General features: G+C 59.4%; 24 protein-coding genes. 9 read left to right on the forward strand and 15 right to left on the reverse strand.

The genetic code is table 11. The features are described from left to right. The first annotated feature begins 63 nt into the window (after nt 1-63). Complete coding sequence (locus tag ACR0KS_RS09835; RefSeq protein ID WP_170387368.1) at nt 64-540, forward strand: YHS domain-containing (seleno)protein; 477 nt, start codon at nt 64-66, stop codon at nt 538-540. A 67-nt stretch (nt 541-607) separates the two neighbouring features. Here ACR0KS_RS09835 and ACR0KS_RS09840 read toward each other — a convergent pair whose 3' ends face one another. Then, nucleotides 608-1,591 carry a quinone oxidoreductase family protein gene (locus ACR0KS_RS09840; protein ID WP_170550515.1) on the reverse strand — a complete coding sequence of 328 codons (984 nt, stop codon included), beginning with the start codon at nt 1,589-1,591 and terminating at the stop codon, nt 608-610. Between the two features lie 193 nt (nt 1,592-1,784). On the opposite strand from ACR0KS_RS09840, the gene ACR0KS_RS09845 reads away from it, so the two are divergent. Beyond that, nucleotides 1,785-2,642 (forward strand): DUF2189 domain-containing protein, encoded by an 858-nt coding sequence (locus tag ACR0KS_RS09845; RefSeq protein ID WP_170563734.1) that lies wholly within the window; start codon nt 1,785-1,787, stop codon nt 2,640-2,642. Between the two features lie 34 nt (nt 2,643-2,676). Here ACR0KS_RS09845 and ACR0KS_RS09850 read toward each other — a convergent pair whose 3' ends face one another. Next, a complete protein-coding gene (locus ACR0KS_RS09850; RefSeq protein WP_170563738.1) occupies nt 2,677-3,663 on the reverse strand; it encodes an NAD(P)H-quinone oxidoreductase in 987 nt (328 codons plus the stop codon). A gap of 55 nt (nt 3,664-3,718) precedes the next feature. Continuing rightward, on the reverse strand, nt 3,719-4,411 hold the full coding sequence (locus ACR0KS_RS09855) for a COQ9 family protein (RefSeq protein WP_170563743.1): 693 nt from the start codon (nt 4,409-4,411) through the stop codon (nt 3,719-3,721). Nucleotides 4,412-4,522: 111 nt separating this feature from the next. Between ACR0KS_RS09855 and rpsU the strand changes: the two genes are divergently transcribed. Further along, nucleotides 4,523-4,729 (forward strand): 30S ribosomal protein S21, encoded by a 207-nt coding sequence (rpsU, locus tag ACR0KS_RS09860; RefSeq protein WP_005614280.1) that lies wholly within the window; start codon nt 4,523-4,525, stop codon nt 4,727-4,729. Between the two features lie 117 nt (nt 4,730-4,846). On the opposite strand, the gene ppk2 is transcribed toward rpsU, so the two are convergent. Continuing rightward, on the reverse strand, nt 4,847-5,764 hold the full coding sequence (gene ppk2 / locus ACR0KS_RS09865) for a polyphosphate kinase 2 (RefSeq protein WP_170387358.1): 918 nt from the start codon (nt 5,762-5,764) through the stop codon (nt 4,847-4,849). 292 nt (nt 5,765-6,056) lie between these two features. On the opposite strand from ppk2, the gene ACR0KS_RS09870 reads away from it, so the two are divergent. Continuing rightward, on the forward strand, nt 6,057-6,896 hold the full coding sequence (locus tag ACR0KS_RS09870; RefSeq protein WP_170563746.1) for a CPBP family intramembrane glutamic endopeptidase: 840 nt from the start codon (nt 6,057-6,059) through the stop codon (nt 6,894-6,896). A 1-nt stretch (nt 6,897) separates the two neighbouring features. Here the strand turns inward: ACR0KS_RS09870 and ACR0KS_RS09875 are convergent, their stop codons facing one another. Then, nucleotides 6,898-7,356 (reverse strand): Lrp/AsnC family transcriptional regulator, encoded by a 459-nt coding sequence (locus tag ACR0KS_RS09875; RefSeq protein WP_170387354.1) that lies wholly within the window; start codon nt 7,354-7,356, stop codon nt 6,898-6,900. A gap of 136 nt (nt 7,357-7,492) precedes the next feature. Between ACR0KS_RS09875 and ald the strand changes: the two genes are divergently transcribed. Then, entirely contained in the window at nt 7,493-8,611 is a 1,119-nt protein-coding gene (gene ald, locus ACR0KS_RS09880) for an alanine dehydrogenase (RefSeq protein ID WP_170485176.1), read from the forward strand. Nucleotides 8,612-8,800: 189 nt separating this feature from the next. On the opposite strand, the gene ACR0KS_RS09885 is transcribed toward ald, so the two are convergent. Then, on the reverse strand, nt 8,801-9,607 hold the full coding sequence (locus tag ACR0KS_RS09885; RefSeq protein WP_170387350.1) for a mechanosensitive ion channel domain-containing protein: 807 nt from the start codon (nt 9,605-9,607) through the stop codon (nt 8,801-8,803). 213 nt (nt 9,608-9,820) lie between these two features. Here ACR0KS_RS09885 and ACR0KS_RS09890 point away from each other — a divergent pair, with 213 nt between their 5' ends. Next, complete coding sequence (locus ACR0KS_RS09890; protein ID WP_170563749.1) at nt 9,821-10,519, forward strand: glutathione S-transferase N-terminal domain-containing protein; 699 nt, start codon at nt 9,821-9,823, stop codon at nt 10,517-10,519. 36 nt (nt 10,520-10,555) lie between these two features. Here the strand turns inward: ACR0KS_RS09890 and ACR0KS_RS09895 are convergent, their stop codons facing one another. From ACR0KS_RS09895 to ACR0KS_RS09935, 9 genes are all read right to left on the reverse strand, one after another. Then, nucleotides 10,556-11,005 carry a YtoQ family protein gene (locus tag ACR0KS_RS09895; RefSeq protein ID WP_170563752.1) on the reverse strand — a complete coding sequence of 150 codons (450 nt, stop codon included), beginning with the start codon at nt 11,003-11,005 and terminating at the stop codon, nt 10,556-10,558. Nucleotides 11,006-11,067: 62 nt separating this feature from the next. Further along, complete coding sequence (pheT, locus tag ACR0KS_RS09900; protein WP_170563756.1) at nt 11,068-13,464, reverse strand: phenylalanine--tRNA ligase subunit beta; 2,397 nt, start codon at nt 13,462-13,464, stop codon at nt 11,068-11,070. A 78-nt stretch (nt 13,465-13,542) separates the two neighbouring features. Next, nucleotides 13,543-14,346, reverse strand: a complete 804-nt coding sequence (locus tag ACR0KS_RS09905; protein ID WP_170563759.1) for an alpha/beta hydrolase family protein — start codon at nt 14,344-14,346, stop codon at nt 13,543-13,545. A 658-nt stretch (nt 14,347-15,004) separates the two neighbouring features. Beyond that, nucleotides 15,005-16,078, reverse strand: a complete 1,074-nt coding sequence (pheS, locus tag ACR0KS_RS09910; RefSeq protein WP_170563762.1) for a phenylalanine--tRNA ligase subunit alpha — start codon at nt 16,076-16,078, stop codon at nt 15,005-15,007. An 86-nt stretch (nt 16,079-16,164) separates the two neighbouring features. After that, nucleotides 16,165-17,232, reverse strand: coding sequence for a Hint domain-containing protein (locus tag ACR0KS_RS09915; RefSeq protein WP_170563765.1), 1,068 nt, complete (start codon nt 17,230-17,232; stop codon nt 16,165-16,167). 110 nt (nt 17,233-17,342) lie between these two features. Then, complete coding sequence (locus ACR0KS_RS09920) at nt 17,343-18,713, reverse strand: glutamate--cysteine ligase (RefSeq protein WP_170563768.1); 1,371 nt, start codon at nt 18,711-18,713, stop codon at nt 17,343-17,345. A gap of 64 nt (nt 18,714-18,777) precedes the next feature. Further along, nucleotides 18,778-19,305, reverse strand: coding sequence for a hypothetical protein (locus ACR0KS_RS09925; protein WP_170387332.1), 528 nt, complete (start codon nt 19,303-19,305; stop codon nt 18,778-18,780). Further along, entirely contained in the window at nt 19,302-20,150 is an 849-nt protein-coding gene (locus ACR0KS_RS09930) for a GNAT family N-acetyltransferase (RefSeq protein WP_170563770.1), read from the reverse strand. The genes ACR0KS_RS09925 and ACR0KS_RS09930 overlap by 4 nt, the downstream gene beginning before the upstream one ends. Then, the gene (locus tag ACR0KS_RS09935) at nt 20,147-20,872 is read right to left on the reverse strand and encodes a 16S rRNA (uracil(1498)-N(3))-methyltransferase (RefSeq protein WP_170563773.1); all 726 of its coding nucleotides are present in this window, start codon (nt 20,870-20,872) and stop codon (nt 20,147-20,149) included. The genes ACR0KS_RS09930 and ACR0KS_RS09935 overlap by 4 nt, the downstream gene beginning before the upstream one ends. 12 nt (nt 20,873-20,884) lie before the next feature. Between ACR0KS_RS09935 and ubiA the strand changes: the two genes are divergently transcribed. The 3 genes from ubiA (at nt 20,885) to ACR0KS_RS09950 (ending at nt 24,145) form a co-directional block, all read left to right on the forward strand. Continuing rightward, a complete protein-coding gene (gene ubiA / locus ACR0KS_RS09940; protein WP_170415182.1) occupies nt 20,885-21,847 on the forward strand; it encodes a 4-hydroxybenzoate octaprenyltransferase in 963 nt (320 codons plus the stop codon). Between the two features lie 65 nt (nt 21,848-21,912). Next, the gene (locus ACR0KS_RS09945; RefSeq protein WP_170563776.1) at nt 21,913-23,823 is read left to right on the forward strand and encodes an OmpA family protein; all 1,911 of its coding nucleotides are present in this window, start codon (nt 21,913-21,915) and stop codon (nt 23,821-23,823) included. 1 nt (nt 23,824) lies between these two features. Continuing rightward, nucleotides 23,825-24,145, forward strand: a complete 321-nt coding sequence (locus ACR0KS_RS09950; protein ID WP_170387322.1) for a hypothetical protein — start codon at nt 23,825-23,827, stop codon at nt 24,143-24,145.

Here is a 24,145-nt window from a genome sequence, read left to right on the forward strand (position 1 = left end):
CATGAGTTGCCCAGGCACAATTACGGTGCCTTCCGGTGGCTTAGTTCACGAAAGGTGAAGACAATGAACAAGATCAAATCTCTCATCGGCGGCGCTGCCCTGTCCATCGCAATCGCAAGCTCGGCTTTGGCTGCCGGTGTCGAACTGAACGCAAGCTCGACCGGTCTGGCGCTGCAAGGGTATGACCCGGTTGCCTACTTCACTGTTGGCGAAGCCACCAAGGGCGACTACCGCATCACCGCACTGCACAACGAGGCGCTGTACCGTTTCGCATCGGAAGAAAACAAGGTTGCCTTTGAAGAAAACCCCGAAGCGTATCTGCCCGCTTATGGCGGCTACTGTGCCTTCGGCACCGCAATGGGCTTCAAGTTTGACGGCGACCCGAACTACTGGAAAATCGTCGACAACAAGCTGTACCTGAACCTGTCGGCTGACATTCAGGAACGCTGGGAAGGCGACATTCCGGGCTTTAACGAGCGTGCAGACGCGAACTGGAAAGACATCGCAAGCAAAACTCCGGCGGAACTGCAAGCGCAGTAATCCGACCCTGATAAAAAAGACCGGCGGCAGGAATGCCGCCGGTTTTCTTTTGGCAACCGATTGCCGCTTACAATTCCAGCACCGTGCTGCCAGTGGTCTGGCGGGCTTCTAGCGCGCGGTGGGCATCCGCCACCTGCTCTAACGGGAAACGCTGATCTATGTGAATCTTGACTTCGTTGCCCTCGACCTTGCCGAACAATCGCCGTGCCATGGCCTGACAAACGGCGTGATCGGCAATGTGGGTGAACAGCGTCGGCCGCGTGATCTTGAGCGAGCCTTTCTTGGCCAAAATCCCAATATCCATCAGCGGCACTGGCCCTGACGCATTGCCAAACGATATCATCATCCCCAGCGGCTTGAGGCAATCCAAAGAGCCATTGAACGTGTCCGCGCCGATCGAGTCCATAACAGCATCGACACCTTTGCCGCCCGTGATTTCAGCAACACGCTCGGCAAAGTTTTCAGTGCGGTAATTGATGCAATGACTGGCACCGTTGAATTGGGCGAGGCTGCATTTCTCATCCGTTCCGGCGGTGCCGATCAGCTTGATGCCCTCGGACTTGGCCCATTGACAGGCGATCAGCCCGACACCGCCCGCGGCCGCGTGAAACAACACTGTATCGCCACGCTTCAGAGGCGTTGTGCGATGGAACAGGTATTCGACCGTCATACCCTTCAGCATCATCGCCGCCGCTGCGTCGAATGAAATTCCATCAGGCAAGGGACAAACCTGCGCTGCTGGCATCACGCGAGCCTCACAATAGGCTCCTGCCGGGGCAGCGGCATACGCGGCACGCTGCCCAAGTTCCAGATGCGTCACACCCTCGCCAACCGCTTCGATCACGCCTGCGGCCTCCATCCCGAGGGCGTGTGGCAGGTCCATCGGGTACAGGCCCGTTCGCTGGTAGACGTCAATAAAATTCAGCCCGCAAGCGTGATGGCGAATACGAACCTCTCCGGGTCCGGGATCACCAAGGGGGCGGTCTTCTATCTTTAGAACCTCGGGGCCGCCGTGTTCATGAATGACGACGGTTCGTGCCGTTTGATGCATTCTGACCTCCTGTTACCTACCGCCAAGCTAACACGCCTGCGACACAGAACAATCGGCACAATAACGCGAGCAAACGCCAAAACGGGAAAAATTGTGTTATACTGGTGCCTAAGCGTTGCCGGCTGGTCCGGCCAAGGGCAACCGACGCCGGATCCACTCTGCTGCGCAGATACGCAAAAGCGAGGGGATGACGATGGCTAAGACAATAGGAAATCCGATAAGTTGGGCCGCCCGAAACATCGGCGCGACCGGGGACCACATAGCTGAGAGTGTGACACGTATCGGCAGCGCGGATACGCGGCATTTGCCGACGGTGCAAACTCTGACTCTGCAAGACCTCCGGGTCTGCCTGCGCGCTGGGTATCAGGACTTTCTGGAAACCCGCGCAGACGCGATTTTTATCGTGCTGATCTATCCCATTGCCGGGTTGCTGATGTTTGGATTCGGCCTGAATCGTAACATGGTGCCTCTGCTTGCGCCGCTGATCGCGGGTTTCGCATTGATTGGTCCAGTGGCCGCAGTGGGACTGTACGAGATCAGCCGCAAGCGCGAACAGGGGAGCGATGTCCATTGGCTGGACGCGTTCGGCGTGTTCAGATCGCCGTCCTTCGGGGCGATACTGGCATTGGGGTTTTATCTTGTGGCGCTGCTGCTGGTTTGGCTCATGGTCGCGCAGAGCATCTATGTTCAGACCCTTGGTCCTGACCTGCCCACGTCACTGGGCGCGTTCGTGACACAAGTGTTCACCACCAAAGCAGGTTGGACGATGATCCTGTTCGGCAATGCCGTCGGGTTCCTGTTTGCGCTGATTGCCCTGGCAATCAGTGTTGTCAGCTTTCCGTTGCTATTGGACCGGAAAGTCGGTGTTCCGGTTGCCGTCGTCACCTCGGTCCGGGTTCTTCGACATAACCCCGGCGTTATTCTGGCATGGGGCTTCATCGTCGCTGCGATGTTGGTTATTGGCGCAATTCCGATGTTGCTGGGCCTGATCGTCGTCATACCTGTGCTGGGTCACGCCACTTGGCACCTGTATCGCCGCGCGGTGGCCTGAGCGAACCGCGCGGGACCGTGCATGCACCACCGCGTTAACCCGCGACGTTCAGAACAATCTTACCGATGTGGCCCGAGCTTTCCATTCGCGCATGGGCCGCCGCTGCATCGGCCAGATCAAACTCGCTGTCCATAACGGGGGCAACCTTCCCCGCCTCAAGCAGAGGCCAGACCGCTTCGCGCAGGTCCTGAGCTATGTTCGCCTTGGCAAGATCACTCTGCGGGCGCAACGTGCTGCCGGTTAGTGTCAGGCGTTTGACCATCATCAAAGCAAAGTTCAACTGCACCATCGGCCCCTGCAGAAAGGCGATCTGAACCAGCCGCCCATCCTCGGCCAATGCCTTCACATTTCGAGGGATATAGTCGCCGCCCACCATGTCGAGGATCAGATTGGCACCCCCCTCGGCCCGCAGCGCAGCAACAAAATCTTCGTCCCGATAGTTGATCGCTTTTTCAGCACCCAGCCTGACACATGCCGCGCACTTTTCCTCGGACCCGGCAGTGGCGAAAACGCGGGCACCAAAAGCGTTCGCCAGCTGAATCGCCGTGGTTCCGATGCCGCTGGAACCACCATGGACGAGGAACCGCTCACCCGCTTTCAGACCGCCGCGCGTAAAGACGTTTGACCAGACCGTAAAAAAGGTTTCGGGCAGGCAGGCGGCCTCTTTCAAGCCCATGCCTGCCGGAACGGGCAGGCAGTGCGCAGCAGGAGTGGCAACGTATTCGGCATAACCTCCACCGGGCAGCAATGCGCAGACCTGATCGCCGACCGAAAGGCTATCGACCCCAGCGCCCAGGGCAACGACTTCGCCGGATGCCTCAAGCCCCGGCAGATCACTTGCACCCGGGGGTGGATCATAAGCGCCCGCCCGTTGCAACGCATCAGGCCGGTTCACCCCCGCATAGGCCACTTTCAGGACAACCTGACCGGCCTGTGCCTCGGGCATAGGGCGTTGGGTCAGTTGCAGAACATCCGGACCGCCGGGCTTGGTGATTTCAACGGCGCGCATCATCTGGGTCATGGGCAAATCTCCTTTGCCCAATGCCTAGCAGCCAATTCCTCAAAGGCCCAGACGCTTACTTGCGCGGGTTCAGCATACCCGGCAGATCCGACCTCATCTTCACCGGAGCTTTCACCTGCCCCGCCAGCCAGTTCGGAACTGCAAGAAATGGCTTGAACAGAGGGTTTCCGTTCACCTGTGCCTTGACCTTTTCAAACTGCATGACGTTGTCGATACGGCGGTCCAGAAATTCCCATGTTTTCTGATGGTCCGGCGAATCATCACCCAGCCAGAACAGCACGGTCGAGGAATAGACCCCAGACAGCGTTGCCCGCTTGGTGTACCAGTTCACGTCGTCGGACGTATCACCCAGCGTGTCCCAGATCAGATCGCAGGTCTGCCACAACGCTTTCGCCCCATCCGCCGCGTGCATCGGCAGCGAAAACAGCGTCATCCCGCGACGCACCAGCTCCTTGTCATCAACCGCCTGAAGACGGAACCGAACAGCGGCTGCAATACGATCCCGGAACTTCAGATCGTTCAAATCCTCGGTTTTCAGGCGTTCCACCATCGCGGCGTCCCCCCGCGCGTGAAAGGCCAGCGCCAGATCGACCGCACCACGCGGACAGATGGCGCGGGCCAGTGCGTCGTCCATATCGCAATCGGCTATCGCCATGCGGAAGCTGGTTTCAGACCAGCCGTCAAAGGGCACATGGCCCAACATCGCATCCAAAAGCTGTTCTTTGGCGTCTTCGTAAGTCGTGGACATGGCGGTTCTCCGGGTTCTTGCACCAGTACTAGACAAGTTAGGGGCGCTTTGCTATACGGCCACTTCCTGCAATTTCCTTGCAACTCTATCTAGAAAGGTGGTGACAACCACATGCAGGTTAGTGTTCGCGACAATAACGTCGATCAGGCGCTTCGTGCCCTGAAGAAAAAGCTGCAGCGCGAAGGCGTGTTCCGTGAAATGAAGCTCAAGCAACATTTCGAGAAACCGTCCGAGAAGAAAGCGCGCGAGAAAGCTGAAGCGATCCGCCGTGCCCGTAAACTGGCACGCAAGAAAGCCCAGCGCGAAGGTTTGCTCTAAGCACCTGACGCTCGTCCAGCTTTGGATGACACTATTTGACGACCCCCGAGGCCACGCCCGGGGGTTTGTCGTTTCAGGGCCAAAGAAAAACGCCCCCGAACATCAGGGGCGTTGGGATCAGTAGATTTTCGGAACGTGCAGCTCGTCAGGCAGAACGCGGCGTTCATATTCAGGGTTGTATTCGCGATCGGGCAGATTGACCTTTTCCTGCGGCACATCCGTATAGGGAATCTTGGTCAGCAGGTGTTCGATGCAGTTCAAACGCTCGCGCTTTTTGTCGTTGCCTTCGACAATATACCAAGGCGCCTCGGGAATATTGGTGCGGAACAACATATCCTCTTTGGCCTTGGTGTAGGCTTCCCACCGGATGCGCGATTCCAGATCCATCGGAGACAGCTTCCACTGCTTCATCGGATCGTGGATACGCATGAGGAATCGCAACTGCTGCTCCTCGTCGGTGATCGAGAACCAGTATTTCAGCAAGATAATCCCCGAGCGCACCAACATCCGTTCAAATTCGGGAACGTCCTGAAAGAACTGTCCAACCTGATCCTCGCTGGCAAATCCCATGACCCGCTCAACACCCGCGCGATTATACCATGACCGATCGAACAACACGATCTCACCGGCGGCGGGCAGATGGGGAACGTAACGCTGGAAATACCATTGGCTTTGTTCCCTACGGCTGGGCGCAGGCAAGGCGACAACGCGGGCAACGCGTGGGTTCAGGCGCTGCGTGATCCGTTTGATCACGCCTCCTTTACCGGCACTGTCGCGACCTTCAAACAGGATGCAAACCTTGGCCCCGGTATGCTGAACCCAATCCTGAACCTTGATCAGTTCAGCCTGCAGGCGCAGAAGGTTGCGGAAGTAAACCTTGCGATCAAGCATCTCTGGGTGCTGATCCTTGTAAATCTTCCGGATCTCCATCGACAACATGGGTTCGCTGAACTCAATCTCGAAATCTTCGTCCAACGTGTCTTCCAACTCGGCTTCCAGCCAGTCTTTGGGGGCATCGTTGTGTTCGTAAGCCAAGGTCTGTTCCTTATCGTCTATCGGGTTCAAATATTATCCGGCGCATGTAACCGCCCGATGTCATCAGAAGAATTGATGAGGGTCCTTTTTCTAAGACTAACCGCCCGCAACCGCAAGGTCACTGCGACACGAGAAAACACCCCGCCACGGCACAGAGCAATTTCACCGGCAGCAGCATCCAGCGGCAGAAGTACCTCATGGTCAACGTGTTGAAGCATCTTCACCCCTCACCTTCTTGTCTTTGCGCAGTTTCTGACGGCATCAATGCCCCTGTCAAAAATCCGAGAATGCAGTGGCGCACTTTATTTCCCTTTTGCCGATTATCTGGCCGTGGTTCATTCTGATTGCAGCACAGATTGGCGCTGTGTCAGGACAATGGTCTTTGGCCAAGGCTCTACTGGCCGTTTTCGGCACGGCGGCATTGGCGCTTGGGCTTGTGACTCCCTTGGCGTTTTGCGTGGCAATCGCGGGGATCGGCGGTGCGGCGATCCTACGCCACCTATCCGGACCGGCGGTCTGTCTTGGACATATCGCAGTGGGCCTTTGGGCCGTGGCCCTGGGCGCGCACCTGATACCGGGGTTCCACAATCTTCTGATTCTGGATCAGGTTCACGCCGGACCAAAAAGCACAGAGTTCAGCATGCACCTGAATCTGGACAAACCCCTGGTGCTTTTCGCGGTGCTTCTTGCGTGGCCCAGGATGAACGACGGATTGAGTCAAATCCGCGGACTGCCTTTGACCTTCGGTCTTCTGCTGTTGCCTCTTTTGTTCGTGATTGGCCTGTTCGCCGGGGCCGTCAAACCAGAGTTCGGCCTCCCTCATTGGTGGTTCAGCTTTGCGCTGTTCAACCTGTTCCTGACCTGCCTGACAGAAGAGGGGTTTTTTCGCGGCTATTTACAGTCCTTGATCACATCCAAAGCAGGCGCCGCGCTTGGTGTCGGCGTCGCAAGTCTTCTGTTTGGGTTGGTCCACTTTCCGGGTGGGCTGGCGCTGGTTGCGTTCGCCTCGATCCTTGGGGCAGCTTGCGGGCTTGGCTACTATGCGACCGGCCGTCTGTGGGTGCCCACCCTGATGCACTTCGCATTCAACGCAGCGCATCTGGCCTTCTTTACCTATCCCGCTCCGGTTTGACCTAGACAGGCAAAGCCGTGGTCTTGAACACAGTCCGCAGCGCGAAAGAGCTTTGCATCTGCGCCACCCCCGGCAGACGCGACAGGTATTGGCGGTGGATACGGGCAAAATCCTCGGTGTTTTCGGCCACGACCTTCAGAATATAGTCCGCCGTGCCAGCCATGAGATGGCATTCAAGAACGTCCGGAATCCGCGCAACGGCCTTTTCAAAAGCATCCAGAACCTCTTCGGCCTGACCCTGCAGCGTGATCTCGACAAAAACTGTCGTTGGAACCTTCATCTTTCGCGCATCCAAAAGCGCGACATAGTCACGTATGTATCCATCAGCTTCCAGCCTTTGCACGCGCCTATGACAGGCCGAGGGTGAAAGATTTACCTGTTCAGACAGTTCGGCATTGGACATCCTACCGTTTTTCTGCAAGGCGGCCAGAATCTTTCGATCAGTCGTGTCGAGGCTCATTGGCGCAATCCTTTTGCAGATTTATGGCATCTTACCGAAGATTTTCCCGAAGAAAAGCCGAAGTGCAGGCAGAGTTTCACAGAAATTGCACCCAATTTCGCACATAATTTAGGCAGTTTATGAACGGAGAGGCCAAATGAAAATCGGTTGCCCCAAGGAAATCAAGCCGCAGGAGTTCCGCGTCGGCATGACACCCAACGCCGCGCAAGAAGCCGTTGCCAGAGGTCATGAGGTGCTTATCGAAACCGGAGCGGGCCACGGCTCGGGGTTTGAAAACGCAGACTACATTGCGGCCGGAGCAACGATCGTCGAAACAGCGGCCGAAGTTTTTGCCACAGCAGACATGATCGTCAAAGTGAAAGAACCGCAGGCAGTCGAGCGCAAAATGCTGCGCGAAGGTCAGTTGCTGTTTACCTACCTGCACCTTGCCCCCGATCCGGATCAGACGCACGACCTGCTGGCTTCGGGATGTACGGCGATTGCCTACGAAACCGTGACCGATTCCAACGGCGGGCTGCCTTTGCTGGCACCGATGTCCGAGGTCGCGGGTCGCCTCGCGCCACAAGTCGGTTCTTGGACCCTCCAAAAGGCCAATGGCGGGCGCGGTGTGCTGATGGGCGGCGTTCCCGGTGTTGGGCCTGCGAAAGTTGTGGTCATCGGCGGAGGTGTCGTGGGGACTCACGCCGCTCAGATCGCCGCGGGCATGGGCGCGGATGTCACCGTGCTGGATCGCTCTCTGCCGCGTTTGCGCTACCTCGACGATGTGTTCGGGAACAGGTTCAAGAACCAGTACTCGACGGCTGGCGCCACGGCTGAACTCATTCAGACCGCAGACATGGTGATCGGTGCGGTGCTGATCCCCGGGGCGGCTGCGCCAAAACTGGTAACGCGCGAGCAGCTATCCACTATGAAACCCGGCGCGGTCTTGGTGGATGTCGCCATTGACCAGGGCGGTTGTTTCGAGACCTCGAAAGCCACGACCCACGCCGAGCCGATCTACGAGGTCGATGGCATCATGCACTACTGCGTTGCCAACATGCCCGGCGCGGTGGCTCGGACTTCGACGATTGCATTGGGGAATGCGACGATGCCCTTCCTTCTGGCACTGGCCGACAAGGGCTGGAAACAGGCCTGTCAGGATGACCCGCACCTGCTAGCCGGGCTGAATGTCCATGCTGGTCAATTGACCTACTACGCGGTCGGCAAGGCGCTGGGAATCGACGTCGTATCGCCAAATGTGGTGATCAAGTCCTGAGCCCTCCCGCCCCTGAAAGCGCCCTCTACCGAGGGCGTTTACAGCGTTGTGCCAAGCGCTGCGCCGTTGGCGCAGCGCGGTCGGGTTTGTCGAACCGGTCTTTAAAACGCATCAACGCCGCGCCGAAGGCGCGGCGCCGGGCCCAACCGGAGGAGGGCATTTCAATGCCCGACCGACGGGCGGGAGCACTTACGCCTGTTTGTGGATCTCCACGGAATGCGGATACGGAATCGAGACACCCTTGGCATCGAACGCTTCCTTGATCGCTTTGGTCAACTCGAACTTTACGTCCCAGTAGTCGGCATTTGCACACCACAACCGTGCAGTCAGATCGACCGAGCTGTCGCCCAGATTGGTCACGCGCACCCAAGGCTCGGGATCGCTGAGAATACGGCTGTCCGCCTGCGCGACACTCAGGATGATCTTCATCGCCTCATCCGCGCTGTCGCCATAGTCGATCCCAAACACCAAATCGACACGCCGGGTATCATGCGCTGAATAGTTCGAGATAATCGACCCCCAGGACTGACCATTGGGGACGATGATCTGCACGTTGTCAGGCGTCACAAGCTCGGTCGTAAAGAGGTTCAGGTCTTTCACGGTCCCGGACGTCCCGCCAATGTCAACATACTGACCCAGCTTGTAGGGGCGGAACACCACCAGCATCACCCCGGCGGCAAGATCGCTCAGCGTTCCCTGAAGCGCCAAACCGATGGCAAGCGATGCTGCACCCAGAATAGCGACGATACTTGTCGCCTGAATGCCGAAAATGCCCAGCACGGCGACCAGAACCATGGCCAATATCGCCCATTTCACAAGGCTGGCGACAAAATTCCCAAGCGTCTGATCTATGTTCGGCGTTGCATTGATCCGGCGGCGGACCATACCGCTGATCGCTCCGGCCACGATCCACCCAAGGATCAGAACAATCAGTGCTTTCACTGCGTTCACGATTAGGGGGGCAAACGCACCCACCTGAGTCACGACCTCATCCACGCGCTTCTCCTTTCCGAGTTACTCCTGCCCCGCAACGCAGTGCGGGATTGCAGAAGTCTGAGCGATAACCGGGCTTCGGTCTAGGTGTGAGATGCAACCCTTTTCCCCGTTGTTCCAGAATACACAGCCGCTGACCGGACACGCACACCCTCACCACTGGAAGGATCGCCTGACCGTGCTTACCTGTTCCAGACCGTCTGAAAGGAACCAACCATGCTGGATACCACCTCGCACCCGATTACAGCCCGCTGGCCTGCCAGCAGCCCCGAAAAGATCCAACTTTATTCCTACCCGACGCCCAACGGCGTCAAAGCCTCGATCATGCTGGAAGAAACGGGCCTGCCCTATGAGCCGCATCTGGTCACGCTGGCCGACAAGGACGTCAAAAGCCCCGAGTTCTTTTCACTGAACCCCAACAACAAGATCCCCGCGATCATCGACCCCAATGGCCCGGATGGGGAACCGCTGGCGCTTTTTGAAAGCGGCGCGATTCTGCTGTATCTGGCCGAAAAAAGCGGCAAGCTGCTGGGATCGACGCCCGCCGACAAACATCGTGTCACCCAATGGCTGATGTTCCAGATGGGCGGTCTAGGACCAATGTTCGGACAGTTGGGCTATTTCCACAAATTCGCCGGGAAAGAGATCGAAGACCCCCGCCCCCGCGAACGGTACATCGCCGAAGCGAAACGGTTGCTGAACGTCCTGAACACTCAGCTCAACGGTCAGGACTGGATCGCCGGAGAGTACTCGATCGCCGATATAGCAATCGTTCCATGGCTGCGCGGTCTGGACTATTACGGTGTCAAGGAAATCGTAGGATGGGACGAATTCGCGAACCTTCAACCCTATGTCGACCGGTTCCTTGCACGACCCGCCGTACAGCGCGGCCTGCGTATTCCGGCGACAGAGTAAACCGGGTGGGGTGAGGCCGCGCCTCACCCCGCACCCTTAGCCGGGAAGTTTGCCCGTCAAAACGTATCGCAGCACGTCAACGACTTGCGCGGGCTGCTCGGCGACGGCCAGCGCAGCGGCGTCCACTTCTTTCAGGGCGTGCTGGTGATCGGGTCCATGCAACACGATCAGGGACTTGGCCAAAGCCGCCGCATAGCCTGCGTCGAATGCCGCGTTCCACTGTTTGTATTTCTCGCCAAACCGCACGACGACAACGTCTGCATCGGCGATCCCTTTGCGGGTACGGATGGCGTTTACCATCGCGCCCTTATGGTCGTGCCAGTATTTGTTCGGCTCGGCGCCCAGAATGGCCACTCCGCAATCGTCGCTGGAATCGTGATCCGTCACGGGGCTGTTGAACGTAATATCCAACCCTTTTGCGCCTTCGATGATCTGCTCACGCCAGTCGGTGTGAATCTCTCCGGACAGGTAAACGCTCAGGCTCATGGAACTCTCCTTGCTGGTTGGCGCGCCCGATGGCGCGCCTCGAATCTCGATTGCAAACAGGCTTAGCCGCGCAGCGTCCCGCCGGTCGCCTTGGTGACCTTTGCGATAATCTTCTGGGCAGCTGCCTCGATATCTTCTTCCTTGAGCGTCTTGTCTGTCGGCTGAAGGCGAACGGTGATGGCGAGGGATTTTTTGCCCTCTCCGACGCTGCCACCGATGAATTCGTCAAAGACGCGGACATCTTCGATCAGCGCCTTGTCCGCACCTGCGGCCGCATTGACCAAGGTCAGCGCCTCGACGCTTTCGTCCACGACGAAGGCAAAGTCCCGCTCGACCGCTTGCAAGTCACGCAGTTCCAGCGCGGCTCGGGTCGCGCCCGACTTGCGGGGCAGAGGCACCTCGTCCGGCCAGATGGTAAAGGCCATCGCCGGGCCTTTGATATCCATCGACTGCAGGATACGCGGGTGCAGTTCACCAAAGACGCCCAGCACCTTTTTCGGACCCAGACAGATTTTACCGTGACGGCCCGGATGCCACCACGCATCACCGTCGCGCAGAATCTGAACCTTGGCGGGCGCACCAATGGCCGCAAGCACAGCCTCGGCATCGGCTTTGACGTCGAACAGATCGACAGGGCGCGATGCGCCGTGCACATCCTTTGGACCGTCGCGACCGACCAGCAGGCCGGAAATCTGCGTTTTCTGATCGCCCGGCTCGCCATCATGGAAGACAGGGCCGACCTCGAACAGGGCCACATCCGCGTACCCGCGCGCCTGATTGCGCGCCGCAGCCTGTAGCAGGCCGGGCAAAAGATCGGGGCGCATATGGCTCATTTCCGAGGAGATCGGGTTTTCCAACTGGGTCGCCTCATCACCGCCACCGAACAGCGCGGCCGACGCCTGATCAATGAACGTGTAGGACACGCACTCATTGTACCCCAAGGCCGCGCAGGTACGGCGCGCCATGGATTGACGGCGCTGCGTTGGCGTCATCACCGGTTTCGGGATACCGTCCGTGATACGCGGCAGCGGTTTGCCCTTCAGCTTGGTCAGGGACGCAATCCGCGCGACCTCTTCCACCAGATCGGCCTCACCCATGATATCGGGGCGCCAACTGGGGACATGGGCCATCTCGCCTTCCAGACGGAAACCCAGACGGGTCAGGGTCTGGCGCTGCTCGCTTTCGGGAATATCCATCCCGACCAGCGACTGCACCCGTGCCGCATCCAGCTTGTAGGCTCGGGCGTGGTTCGGTGCTTTGCCCGCTTCGACAACGGACGAGACCTCACCCCCGCAAATATCCAGAATCATCTGCGTGGCCTGTTCCAGCCCTTCGCGGGTGTAGTCCGGATCAACGCCACGCTCGAAGCGATACCGCGCGTCCGAGTTGATCTTGAGCGCGCGACCGGTCAGCGCGATCTGCACATGTTCCCAGAACGCGCTTTCGAGGAAGACATTCACGGTCTCCTCTGTGCAACCAGTTTCCTCGCCGCCCATGATACCGGCGATGGATTCGGGGCCTTTGTCGTCCGAAATCACCATCATGCCGGGTTGCAGCGTGTATTCCTTTTCGTCCAGCGCCACCAGCGTTTCACCACCTTTGGCACGGTGAACGCGCAGGTTGCCTGTTACCTTGTCGGCGTCAAACACATGCAGCGGGCGGTTCTGGTCAAAGGTCATATAGTTGGTGATATCCACCAGAGCCGAAATGGGCCGAAGACCAATCGCCTTCAACTGATCCTGCAACCATTGCGGGCTTGGGCCGTTCTTGACCCCTCGGATCACCCGGCCGGTGAAATGCGGCGCGCCGTCCAGCGTGTCTTCGTCAATCGTCACCTTGATCGGGCTTTCAAAGTCGCCGGGCACAGGCGCGTAGTCACGCCGCTTTAGCGTCCCCACACCCCGCGCGGCCAGATCGCGCGCGATCCCTGCCACGCCCAGCGCATCGGGACGGTTCGGCGTGATCGCGATCTCAATCATCGGATCAACCTTGGACGGCTCATTCTCGGCCAGCCAGTCCACGAATTTGTCACCGACCTCGCCCGAGGGCAGCTCGATAATGCCGTCATGTTCTTCCGACAGCTCCAGCTCGCGCTCAGACGCCATCATGCCAAAGCTTTCGACGCCGCGGATTTTGCCGACGCTGATGGTGATATCCAGACCGGGGATATACATGCCCGGCTTGCAGACCACGACCGTGATGCCTTCGCGCGCGTTGGGGGCACCGCAGATGATCTGCAGATCGCCCTCATCGGTCTCAACCGTGCAGACGCGCAGCTTGTCGGCGTCGGGGTGTTTCTCGGCGTGCTTTACATGACCCAGCGTAAAACCCGCCAGCCGGTCCGCCGGGTTCACGATCTCTTCGACCTCAAGGCCAAGGTCGGTCAGCGCCTCGGCAATCTCATCAACCGACGCATCCGTATCGAGGTGGTCTTTCAGCCAGGACAGAGTGAATTTCATTGCAGCGGGCTTTCTTGGGCAAACATCCGTTTGGCACAGGCAATGGCAAAGATTGCGCCAAGGTGCAAGCGCTGCGCGTTACGGATAGGTGGGGGTGCGGCCCAAAAGCTCGTCCAATTGCCAGCCAAGCCAGCCATGCGGGATGAAATGGCCGCCCGGATGGGTGTCCAGCGTCACCTGCCCCTGCGCGCAATCGGTCCATTCCGTGCGGCTGAGCGTCAGGAACGGCTTCACGCTCCAATCCCCGCGCGGGGTCGCGCCGTTGCAGTTGTACTTTTCCCGCCATAGCGCCACCGGATAGGTCGTGTCCCCATCAGGGCCGAGCGGGAAATCCATCACCGTATCATCCAAGCCATGCACATGCCGCACCTCACGCGGGGCTTCGGGGCAGGTTTCCGTCTGGCGGATCGAGCCGGCAACCGCCAGCAGCGCTGCCGTGTCATTGCCCGACTGACACACAAAGCGCCACGCCATCGCGCCGCCATAGGAATACCCCGAGACATAGATGCGGTCCGGGTCGACCGGATAGCGATTGGCCACATCCTCCAGCACCCGATCGGCAAAGGGGACGTCCCCGGTATCCGCCGACCAGAAGTTCCAGCTTTTGTCCAACCCGTTCGGGGCCACCAGCAACACGCCCCGCAGTTTCGTGGCCCCTGCGATCCGTTCATGGTTCACCACCACGGTGCCCTGCCGCGACCATCCGTGAAAATGCAGCAGTACCGGCAGAGGGCTTTCCCCGTCCCAACCATCCGGTTCCAGTACATGATACGAGCGGTCTCCGACCTCACAGGCAGTATCGCCGTGGCATTCGGATTTCCACGGCCCCATGGCGAGTGCCGGGGTTGCGGTCATCAAGAGGAAAAGCAGTCGATAGATCATAGGCCAGAGCCTAATCACCTGACGCCGCCTGTCACGTCACAACACTGTGGGAACCTGTAACACGCCCTAACGACAACCCTCCGATCAGGGCGCAAGCCGCGCTATCGCCAGACCGCGGGGTGGCGATCTAAGGGTGGTGTTGGGCACTTTATGTCAGCCAAATCCGAATACCGTTCGAGCGTTGCACTGGCGGAGACAAATCACCAGCCCGTGCGGGCGGTCTGGCGATAGCGCGGCGGCCTATCGGCCTTTGCTCCGCGCGTTATTTCAACTACTTAGTTTAGCACTTTGAGGACAATTTCCGAGGTTAAGGCACTCAAAAAATACGGAACTAATAGCGATACAAAGGTCGTTAGTCCCAAAAACCCCCAGCGAGTAAGCCGCTTCTCCACACTCAATTCAAAGCGCTTGAACATCATAGCCAGCAAAAATTTGGCGCTAGTTAGGATATAAACACCGGTCGCAAAGTACCCAAATAGCCAAAGAAGCGCTAAAAAGTCTGATTAAAGCTCCCGTAGGCCAACTTGCAGCAGACCAAGAACGATGCCTGCTTGGATCAAACCAAATATGAACGCAAATAGCTTTTCCGCTCATTCGAACGCAATGCGGTTAGCTTCGACCTCCAGATTGTCAGATGCAAGCAGTCGATGAAGCCGTTTCACCTACTCAAACCACCATGCAGGTTCGGCATATCCAGCGCTGCAAACCCGTAGTGCCTCAACCACCGCAGGTCGCTATCGAAGAACGCCCGCAGATCAGGGATACCGTATTTCAGCATAGCCAGACGGTCGATGCCGATGCCGAACGCAAAGCCCTGATAGACTTCGGGGTCGATGCCACCGGCGGCGATCACCTTGGGGTGGACCATGCCGGAGCCCAGAATCTCCATCCAGTCGTCGCCCTCACCGATCTTTAGCTGACCGTTATCCCACGAGCAGCGGATATCGACCTCGGCCGACGGCTCGGTGAAGGGGAAGTGCGAGGCGCGGAAGCGCAGTTCGACATCGTCGACCTCGAAGAACGCCTTAACGAACTCTTCCAGAACCCATTTCAGGTTCGCCATCGAGATGTCCTTGTCGATGGCAAGGCCTTCGACCTGATGGAACATCGGCGTGTGGGTCTGGTCATAGTCGGCGCGGTAGACACCGCCCGGACAGATCACGCGGATCGGCGCGCCTTGCAGCTCCATCGAACGGATTTGTACCGGAGACGTGTGCGTCCGCAGCACATGCGGCGGGCGATCATCGCCCTCGGCGCGGTGCATGTAGAACGTGTCCATCTCGGCCCGTGCGGGGTGGTGGCCGGGAATGTTCAGCGCGTCGAAATTGTACCAGTCGTCTTCAATACGCGGCCCTTCGGCCACGGAAAAGCCCAGCTCGGCGAAGATCGCGGTCAGTTCCTCGGTCGCCTGACTGACCGGGTGGATCGACCCCTGACGGCGCGCGCGGGTCGGAAGGGTCACGTCCAGCCACTCGGTACGCAGACGCTCATCCAGCGCGGCATCGGCCAAAGCCGCCTTTTTCGCGGACAGGGCCAAGTTGATCTCGTCCTTCAGAGCATTCAGCGCGGGGCCTGCGACCTGACGTTCCTCGGGCGTCATTTTGCCCAGCTCGCGCATCTTTAGCGCGACCTCGCCTTTTTTGCCCACGGCCGCGACGCGGATCGCTTCAAGCGCGTTCTCGTCGCCCGCATCGGCGATCTGCCCCAGATATTTTGCCTTAAGATCGTCCATGACGCTTCCTGAACCTGGCCCCTGACTGATGTTCTGGACCTGCTATCACAGCAGACCGCGAAAGCAAGAGGGGGACAGCCGCGCAATCAGGCAGAGCGCAACAATGCCACGGTTTTGCCCTGACGGATCGGCCGCGCGGCAACGCCATAGGCATCAGGGCATCGGCGTAGATCAGGGAAAAGCGCAAAAAGTTCTTCCGCCGTTTCCGGCGCAAGCCCGCCCAACCCTTCCTGGCCCGGAAAAAAGCTTTCGGACACCAAGCCTGCGGTTGTCACCAACTGATGGCGATCGAATAGCAGGTGAACGTAGTGGACAATGTCGCAGGGCGCTTTGGTCACGGTCACGCCGTTGACCAGCGATCTGGCTGGAACCAAAACCTCGTCTTCTCCGAACGTAAGCTCTGCCTGCCAGCCGCAAATCAAAAGGCGATGCTGCGGTGACACCAGAATATCGACCTCTGCGCCCAGCGTTCCGGCGCTGATCCGGATCGGCGCAAACCGACCCTGCCCCGAAACGGTGCGGTGCCCGATCCAACGCACCTGCTGTTCACCATGATCGAATGTCGTCACCCAGTCGCCGGGTTTCAGGGTTTCGATCCGGCGCGGACCGTCCGGAGAATCCAGCATCGTACCAGCCGTGAAACAGGCCACGCCGCTATCGCCGGGGTTCACGGCCTCATAAACAAGCGTATCAGGGTCAGGCTGGTTGAACTGTATTGTCGTCGAGGTCCGGCTTGGCCCCACCAGCACCGGCAGGTTTACCGACGTTTCGCCCGCAGCCAATCCATCCTGCGCTACGATGTTCTGGGTGCCGCCGCCAATATCGTAAAAATCGACAACCTCGCTCGTTGCGGTGTTGGTCAGCGCATAGGCTTCGTAGTTGTCTGGTCCACCTCCGTCGGGGTCCGTCAGAAGGATCGGAAAATCATCCGCCGAGATTACATAGACCCGTTCGTTGTTATCGGGGTCGATGGAGACCTGAATATTTGGATCGTCCAGTGGAATCTCGATCCCGACCTGCCCATTGGCCTGATAAAAAGAGACCGTGAAATCCGCCGGGTCTTCACCAGGGCGAAGCGACACCTCCAGAAACTCGCTAGTACCAGAGGTTGCTGCGTAGGCGTTGGAGTAGTGCAGTTCGCTTATACGCGCCATCAATCGCTCTCGGAATACGGGACCCTGATTACATTATTCTTTGGCCTGTGACGGCTTTCAAGCCAAGACACCAATATCGGCAAACCATATCTTAAACTACGGCTCACCGGTTAGTAGCTGTATTCCGGGAAAATGCGCGTCAGATCGCCGTTCCAGTCGCCGTTGTAGTGATCCAGCAACTCATCGGCAGGAACCTTGCCCGTTGCGATGCTGTCCTTCAGGGCGTTCAGAAAATGCGTCTCATCCGGGACCAACCCACCTGCGCCGGGCAAGGCGCGGGACTTCAGGCCGGACTCGGCGATCGCAACAACTTCGCGCGCAAGGTCATGCATATTGATGTTGCCGACCTGTGCCTGCAGACCGTCTTTGGCGGCCTCGACGCGCAGCGCTTCGCGCGTTTCCGCGTCCCAGCCTTTAACCAGATCCCACGCGGCATCCAGCGCGCCCTGATCATAGGTCAGCCCCACCCAGAAGGCGGGCAACGCACACAGGCGACGCCACGGGCCGCCATCCGCGCCGCGCATCTCCATGAACTTCTTGATCCGCGCTTCGGGGAAAGCAGTGGTTAGGTGGTCGGCCCAATCGGACAGGGTCGGCGTTTCGCCGGGCAACGCAGGCAGTTTGCCCTGCAGGAAATCCCGGAAGGACATGCCCAGCGCGTCGATATACTGCCCGTCGCGATAGACAAAATACATCGGCACATCGAGCGCATATTGCACATAACGCTCGAACCCGAAGCCGTCCTCAAACACAAACGGCAGCATGCCCGTCCGCGCATCGTCCAGATGCCGCCAGATATAGCTGCGCCAGCTTTTCTGGCCGTTCACCTTGCCCTCGAAGAACGGAGAATTGGCGAACAGCGCCGTCGCTACCGGCTGCAACGCCAGCGCCACGCGCAGTTTCTGCACCATGTCGGCCTCGGACCCAAAGTCGATATTGACCTGAACCGTACAGGTGCGCCGCATCATTGCGCGGCCCATGGTGCCGACTTTCTCCATATAGTCGTTCATCAGGCGATAGCGGCCCTTGGGCATCAGCGGCATCTCGTCATGGGTCCAGATCGGAGCCGCACCCAGACCGATGAAACCCACGCCGATTTCATCCGCGATGTCCTTCACCTCACGCAGGTGCGTGTTCACCTCATCGCAGGTTTCGTGGATCGTCTCGAGCGGAGCACCCGACAATTCCAGCGCCCCACCGGGTTCCAGACTGACATTCGCGCCGTCCTTTTCCAGACCGATAAGCTTGTCGCCTTCGCGCACCTCTCCCCAACCGTGGCGGTCACGCAGACCTTCCAGCACAGCCACGATCGAGCGTTTACCCTCGAACGGCAACGGCTTCAGCGTGTCCTTGCAATAACCGAACTTCTCATGCTCGGTCCCGATGCGCCAATCTGATTTGGGCTTGCAGCCCGATTCCAGATATTCGGCAAGTTGCTCATGGCGTTCGATCGGCCCGCCGCCGGACTGGGGGATGGACATGAACCGCTCTCCGATCCTGATGTGTCTGTCTTTGGGTCAGTCGTGGGGGGAAATGCCGCCAGTGTCAATGCAGCCGCAGATGTGGCGGGCGCATCGGGTTCCGCTCCCATATGACCACAGGATGCACACCACCGCTGTTCAGTTCCGCCAGCATTGCTTCGGTTTTAAGCCCCGGCAAGGCCGAGAAAACGTCGAACAATGCCTCGGCCCCTTCTGCATTCACAGGAATGTGAAGCGTTGGCTGACCCGGCTGATCCAGAACCCAATGCGCGGGGTTCGAGGTTGGGTCCAGCGCCAGCCGTTCGATCTCACGTGCGGCAACGATGCCACCATCCAACGGGCCAAGATAGGTTATCTGGCCTTCGTCGATTGTGACAACGCCCGGCCCACCCGCCCCGGTTCTGAACCGGGCGCGCTGAATTCCGACCACCGTCAACGCTGCGGCAACGATCACCAACACCCATCCCAGCCAGCCCAGCAGACCTCCTGGGCCACTGATCCAGCTAAGCCCAACCAACAGAACCACTCCGGCCGCCAGTACCTCGCGCCAGCGCCACAGGGTCAGTTTGGCTTCGGGTCGGATGAAACTCATGCCGGGTCCTTTGGGTCTTTGAACAGGATCAGGGAATACTGACCTGCGGGTTTAAATCCGATTGCGATATAAGCACGCGCAGCGGATTCGGAAGCCGCAAACAGAACAGCGCGGGTCACACCCGCCGCCCGAGCCTCAAGCAAATGCAGCGCGACAGCCAGTTTCGCATAGCCACGTCCGCGCAAGACAGGCGGGGTGTAAACACCGCCGATTTGCACCGCTTCGGGCAGTCGTGCGTTGAACCCCGTCATTCCCACAGGCTGACCAGAAACCAGCAAAGCCCGGTGGGAATCGCGTTGGACGTAGGCTGCAACGTCTTTCTTTGACTGGCTTCGCGCGCGGTCTGCGTCGAAATCCATCGCTTCGGTCAGGTAGCTCTGACGCCAGCCCTCGGCAATTTCGCTATCCAGATCGCCCAGAGGCACCAGCGCGGCGCCGGATGTATCAGGCAGAACGACGTGGTTCAGATCCAGAGTGAAGCCCGGTTCGTCACTGTTCAGCGTCGCGGGCCGATTTTCCCACCCCGCCAAATGCATGAACCGACGGGCCTGCGTCGCCTCGGCCGCCAGACCGAACAACGCGCGGCCCCGGATCAACTGGATCGCTTCCGCAAGCTCGACATCGCTGCAATCAGGGCATTGCGGCAGCACCATGCCCTCGTTCGTGATGGCAAGAATGGCACGAGGCCCATCGCCCAATGTCCAGACATTCACCGCGCGCGGGTCACGCCCTCGCAAACCGAAATCACGTAAATTGGCCAGAGGAAACATCGACGTCTGAATATGTTCCGACAGAAACCGGCCGATCTTTGGCACGTCCTCTTGCCGCGCCTGCTGCCACGTCACGTCCAATCCCCTAACGCCTGCTGCCACATGGTCAGGGCAGCAACCGCCGCCGTATCCGCCCGTAGGATGCGCGGGCCCAGACTGACCACATGCGCAAAAGGCAACCCGGACAGGCGCGCGCGTTCCCGGTCTGAAAACCCGCCCTCGGGTCCGATGAGGATGGCCCAGGGCTGGCCTTTTTCGTTCGCAGCCAGTCGCAAGGCCGATCCCACCTCGGCCTCATCACAGAACATCAACTGGCGACCGTCAGGCCATGCATCCAGTACACGATCCAACCGTTGCAGGTCGCAGACTTCGGGCACATAGGTGCCGCCACATTGCTCGGCGGCTTCAACGGCGTGGGCCTGCAGGCGGTCCTGCCGGATGCGTTCGGAATTGGTGAATTCAGTTTGCACGGGCAGGATGCGCGCCGCCCCCATCTCAGTGGCTTTCTCAACGATGAAATCGGTGCGCGCCTTTTTGATCGGCGCGAAAAGCAGCCACAGATCAGGCGGCAATTGCAGGGGCTTGGACTGTTCAACACAGCTCAGCATCCCGCCGCGCTTTCCGGCCTGCGCGACCTCGGCCAGCCACTCTCCGTCCTGACCGTTGAACAGCGCCACGTGGCCGCCCACGGCCAGACGCATGACGCCAAACAGGTAATGTGCCTGCTCGCGCGTCAAATCAACGGATTGCCCCGGACCCAAAGGGTGCTCTACATACAATCTGATCTTTGCACTCATGAGACGTTACATATGCAAGGCAACGCCCCAACACCAGACGGTCAGGTCGCCGATGCGGTATCCGGCAACTGGGTCGATACACACGCGCCCGCTTTCACCCGCCCGTACCTGCGCCTGTCGCGTGCAGACCGGCCCATCGGCACGTGGCTTTTGCTGATTCCCTGTTGGTGGGGGCTGGCGCTGGCGATCCTGAGCGACGGAAATCCGCGCTGGGAAGACCTGTGGATCGCTGCCGGATGCGCCATCGGCGCGTTCCTTATGCGCGGGGCGGGCTGCACATGGAACGACATCACCGACCGCGAATTCGATGCTCAGGTCGAACGCACCCGGTCGCGGCCGATCCCTTCGGGTCAGGTCAGTGTGCGGCAGGCAACAGTCTGGATGGCGCTGCAATGCCTTCTGGCGTTGATGATTCTGCTGACCTTCAACCAAGCCGCGATTGCGATGGGCGTGCTCTCTCTGCTGCCTGTGACAATCTACCCTTTCGCCAAGCGGTTCACTTGGTGGCCGCAGGTGTTTCTGGGCCTTGCGTTCAACTGGGGCATTCTTCTGGCTTGGGCCGCACATACCGGAACGGTCGGAGTACCCGCGATCACCCTGTATCTGGCGGGTATCGCATGGACGCTGTTCTATGACACGATCTATGCCCATCAGGACGCCGAAGATGATGAGCTGATCGGCATCAAATCCACCGCCCGGCTGTTCGGGGAAGATACGGCGAAGTGGCTGAAATACTTCCTAGTTGCGACAGTCTCGCTTATGGGCCTTGCGATCATCGACGCGGCAACAACACAGGCTTCGATCCTGGCGCTGTTTGTGGCGCTGGCCGGTCCCTGGGCGATGGGTTGGCACATGGCATGGCAGTTGCGTGGGCTGGATACCGAAGACAACGCGAAGCTGCTGCAGCTTTTCCGCGCCAATCGGGACACCGGCCTTATTCCGCTGATCTTTCTCTGCGTCGCGTTGCTGGTCTGATTGCACCTCGGCGCAGGCCTCTGTAAGAGTGGCGCTCAATCACCCGAGGAGTCGATTGCCCGCACATGCGCCTGCCTTATTTCATCGCCGCAGCCCTGATTTTCCTCGTGTCGGCCGGTTTGTCCCTGCTGGCGGCCAGTTTCGCAGTCACAAAGGTCGAAGAAGCGTCCGAATTCGCAGTTCGCAGGGCGCTCGACCTGAAAGGTCACGACTGGGCCGAGGTCGAATCCGACGGTTTGCGTGTCGTCCTGACCGGAACCGCAGTGGACGAGGCCACACGCTTTAACGCGCTGACCGCCGCCGGAACCGAGGTTGATACGTCGCGTGTCATTGATGAAATGCAGGTTGAAGCGACAGGCCAACTGGCGCCGCCGCGGTTCTCGGCGGAAATTCTGCGCAACGACAGCGGCATTTCGGTTATCGGCCTGATCCCGGCAAGCCAGGACCGCAACGCGCTGATGGCCAAGCTGCGCAAACTGGACGGCGGTAAAGTTTCAGACCTGATGGAAACAGCGGATTACCCCAAGCCAAAAGGCTGGGAGGAGGCGCTGGATTATGCTGTTGATGCCCTTTCCAAATTACCCCGCGCCAAGATTTCGGCCAGCCCCGGTCTGGTCAAGATCACGGCGATTGCCGACAGCCAGCAGGAAAAGGAAAACCTTGAACAGAACCTGACCCGTGCGGCACCGCCCAGCCTACGGATCGGCCTTTCGATCTCGGCCCCGAGACCGGTGATCACACCGTTCACCCTGCGCTACTTGATTGATGAGACCGGCGGCACGTTTGACGCGTGCTCGGCACAGGACGAAGACGCGCGCGACGCCATCGTGGCCGCCGCGCAGGGCGCGGGTCTTTCCGGCCCGTATTCCTGCACCATCGGGTTGGGTGTCCCGTCTCCGCGCTGGCCCGAGGCCGCGTCACTCAGCATTCGCGCACTTGCAGATATCGGGCGCGGATCGGTGACGATTTCAGACGCCGACATCACGCTGGTCGCCGCTGAAGGCACTGATCCCGCGCTGTTCGACCGCGTCGTAGGCGAACTGGAAAACGCCCTACCTGATGTGTTCGCGCTCCATGCGGTGCTGCCGGAACCAAGCGAGGACGCGCCGACCGGCCCGCCTGAGTTTTCCGCCACCCGCAGCCCCGAGGGGCTGGTGCAGATGCGTGGGCGCCTCGGTGACGACGCCGTGCGCGACATGGTCGACAGCTATGCGAAGGCTGCATTTGGGACGGAACAGGTTTACACCGCTGCACGGATCGCTCCCGACTTGCCCGCAGACTGGCCAGTGCGCGTTCTGGTCGGACTCGAAGCCTTGTCCCATCTACACAACGGCGCGCTTACGGTAACGCCCGATAACTTGATTCTCAGCGGGATCAGCCAGGACCCGGACGCCAAAGCGCGGATCGCAGGTTTGCTGTCCGACAAGCTGGGCGACGCTCAGGAATACACTCTGTCCATCACCTATCAGGCACCGCCCGAGCCGGAAGACACTCTGCCGGACCCCGAGGAATGTGAGGACCGGATCGCAGAAGTACAGGCGAAAACCAAGATCGCCTTCGAGCCGGGCTCGGCCACGGTTGCTTCGGACTCACGCGATACAGTGAACCAGATCGCCAACATCCTGCGCGAATGTGGACCCATCCGGATGGAGATCCAGGGCCATACCGACAGTCAGGGCCGGGAAGAGATGAACCAGCAACTCAGCCAGGCGCGGGCACAATCCATCCTGAACGAATTGCGCGGCCGCCGGATTCCAACCGGCAGTTACTCGGCCGTTGGCTATGGCGAAACCCAGCCCATCGCAGATAACGGCACCGAAGAAGGCCGCGAGGAAAACCGCCGGATCGAGTTCCGTCTGATCCGGCCCGAACCCGTCGCCAATTCCGAAACCGGGCTTGAAGCGATGGAAGCCACGACGGGCAACTCAGAAGACGCGCAGCCAGAGGCCGAAGAAACCGGCGCAGAGGAACAGTAAGTTGAACAGAATCGAATTCATCATCGCCACCGCCGTCATCCTGTTCGCGGCTTTCTGCATGGGCTGGTTCGCCAACTGGCTAGCCCACCGCCTGTCCCGTGTGCGCCAAAGCGATGTGGCCGATCTGGACCGCATGAGCCAGGAATTGCACGAAGCCGAAGAAACCCGCGATCAGGCGATCACCTACCTGCAACAGCGTGAGGCTGAACTGACCAATCAACTGACGCAAGCCGAGGCAGAGCTGTCCGCGGCGATGGACGGCCTGCGCGCTGCACGTCAGGAGGCCGAAGAACTTCGGGGCCGCATCAACAACGCGGACTGA

This window comes from Ruegeria sp. BC7 (assembly GCF_056539165.1).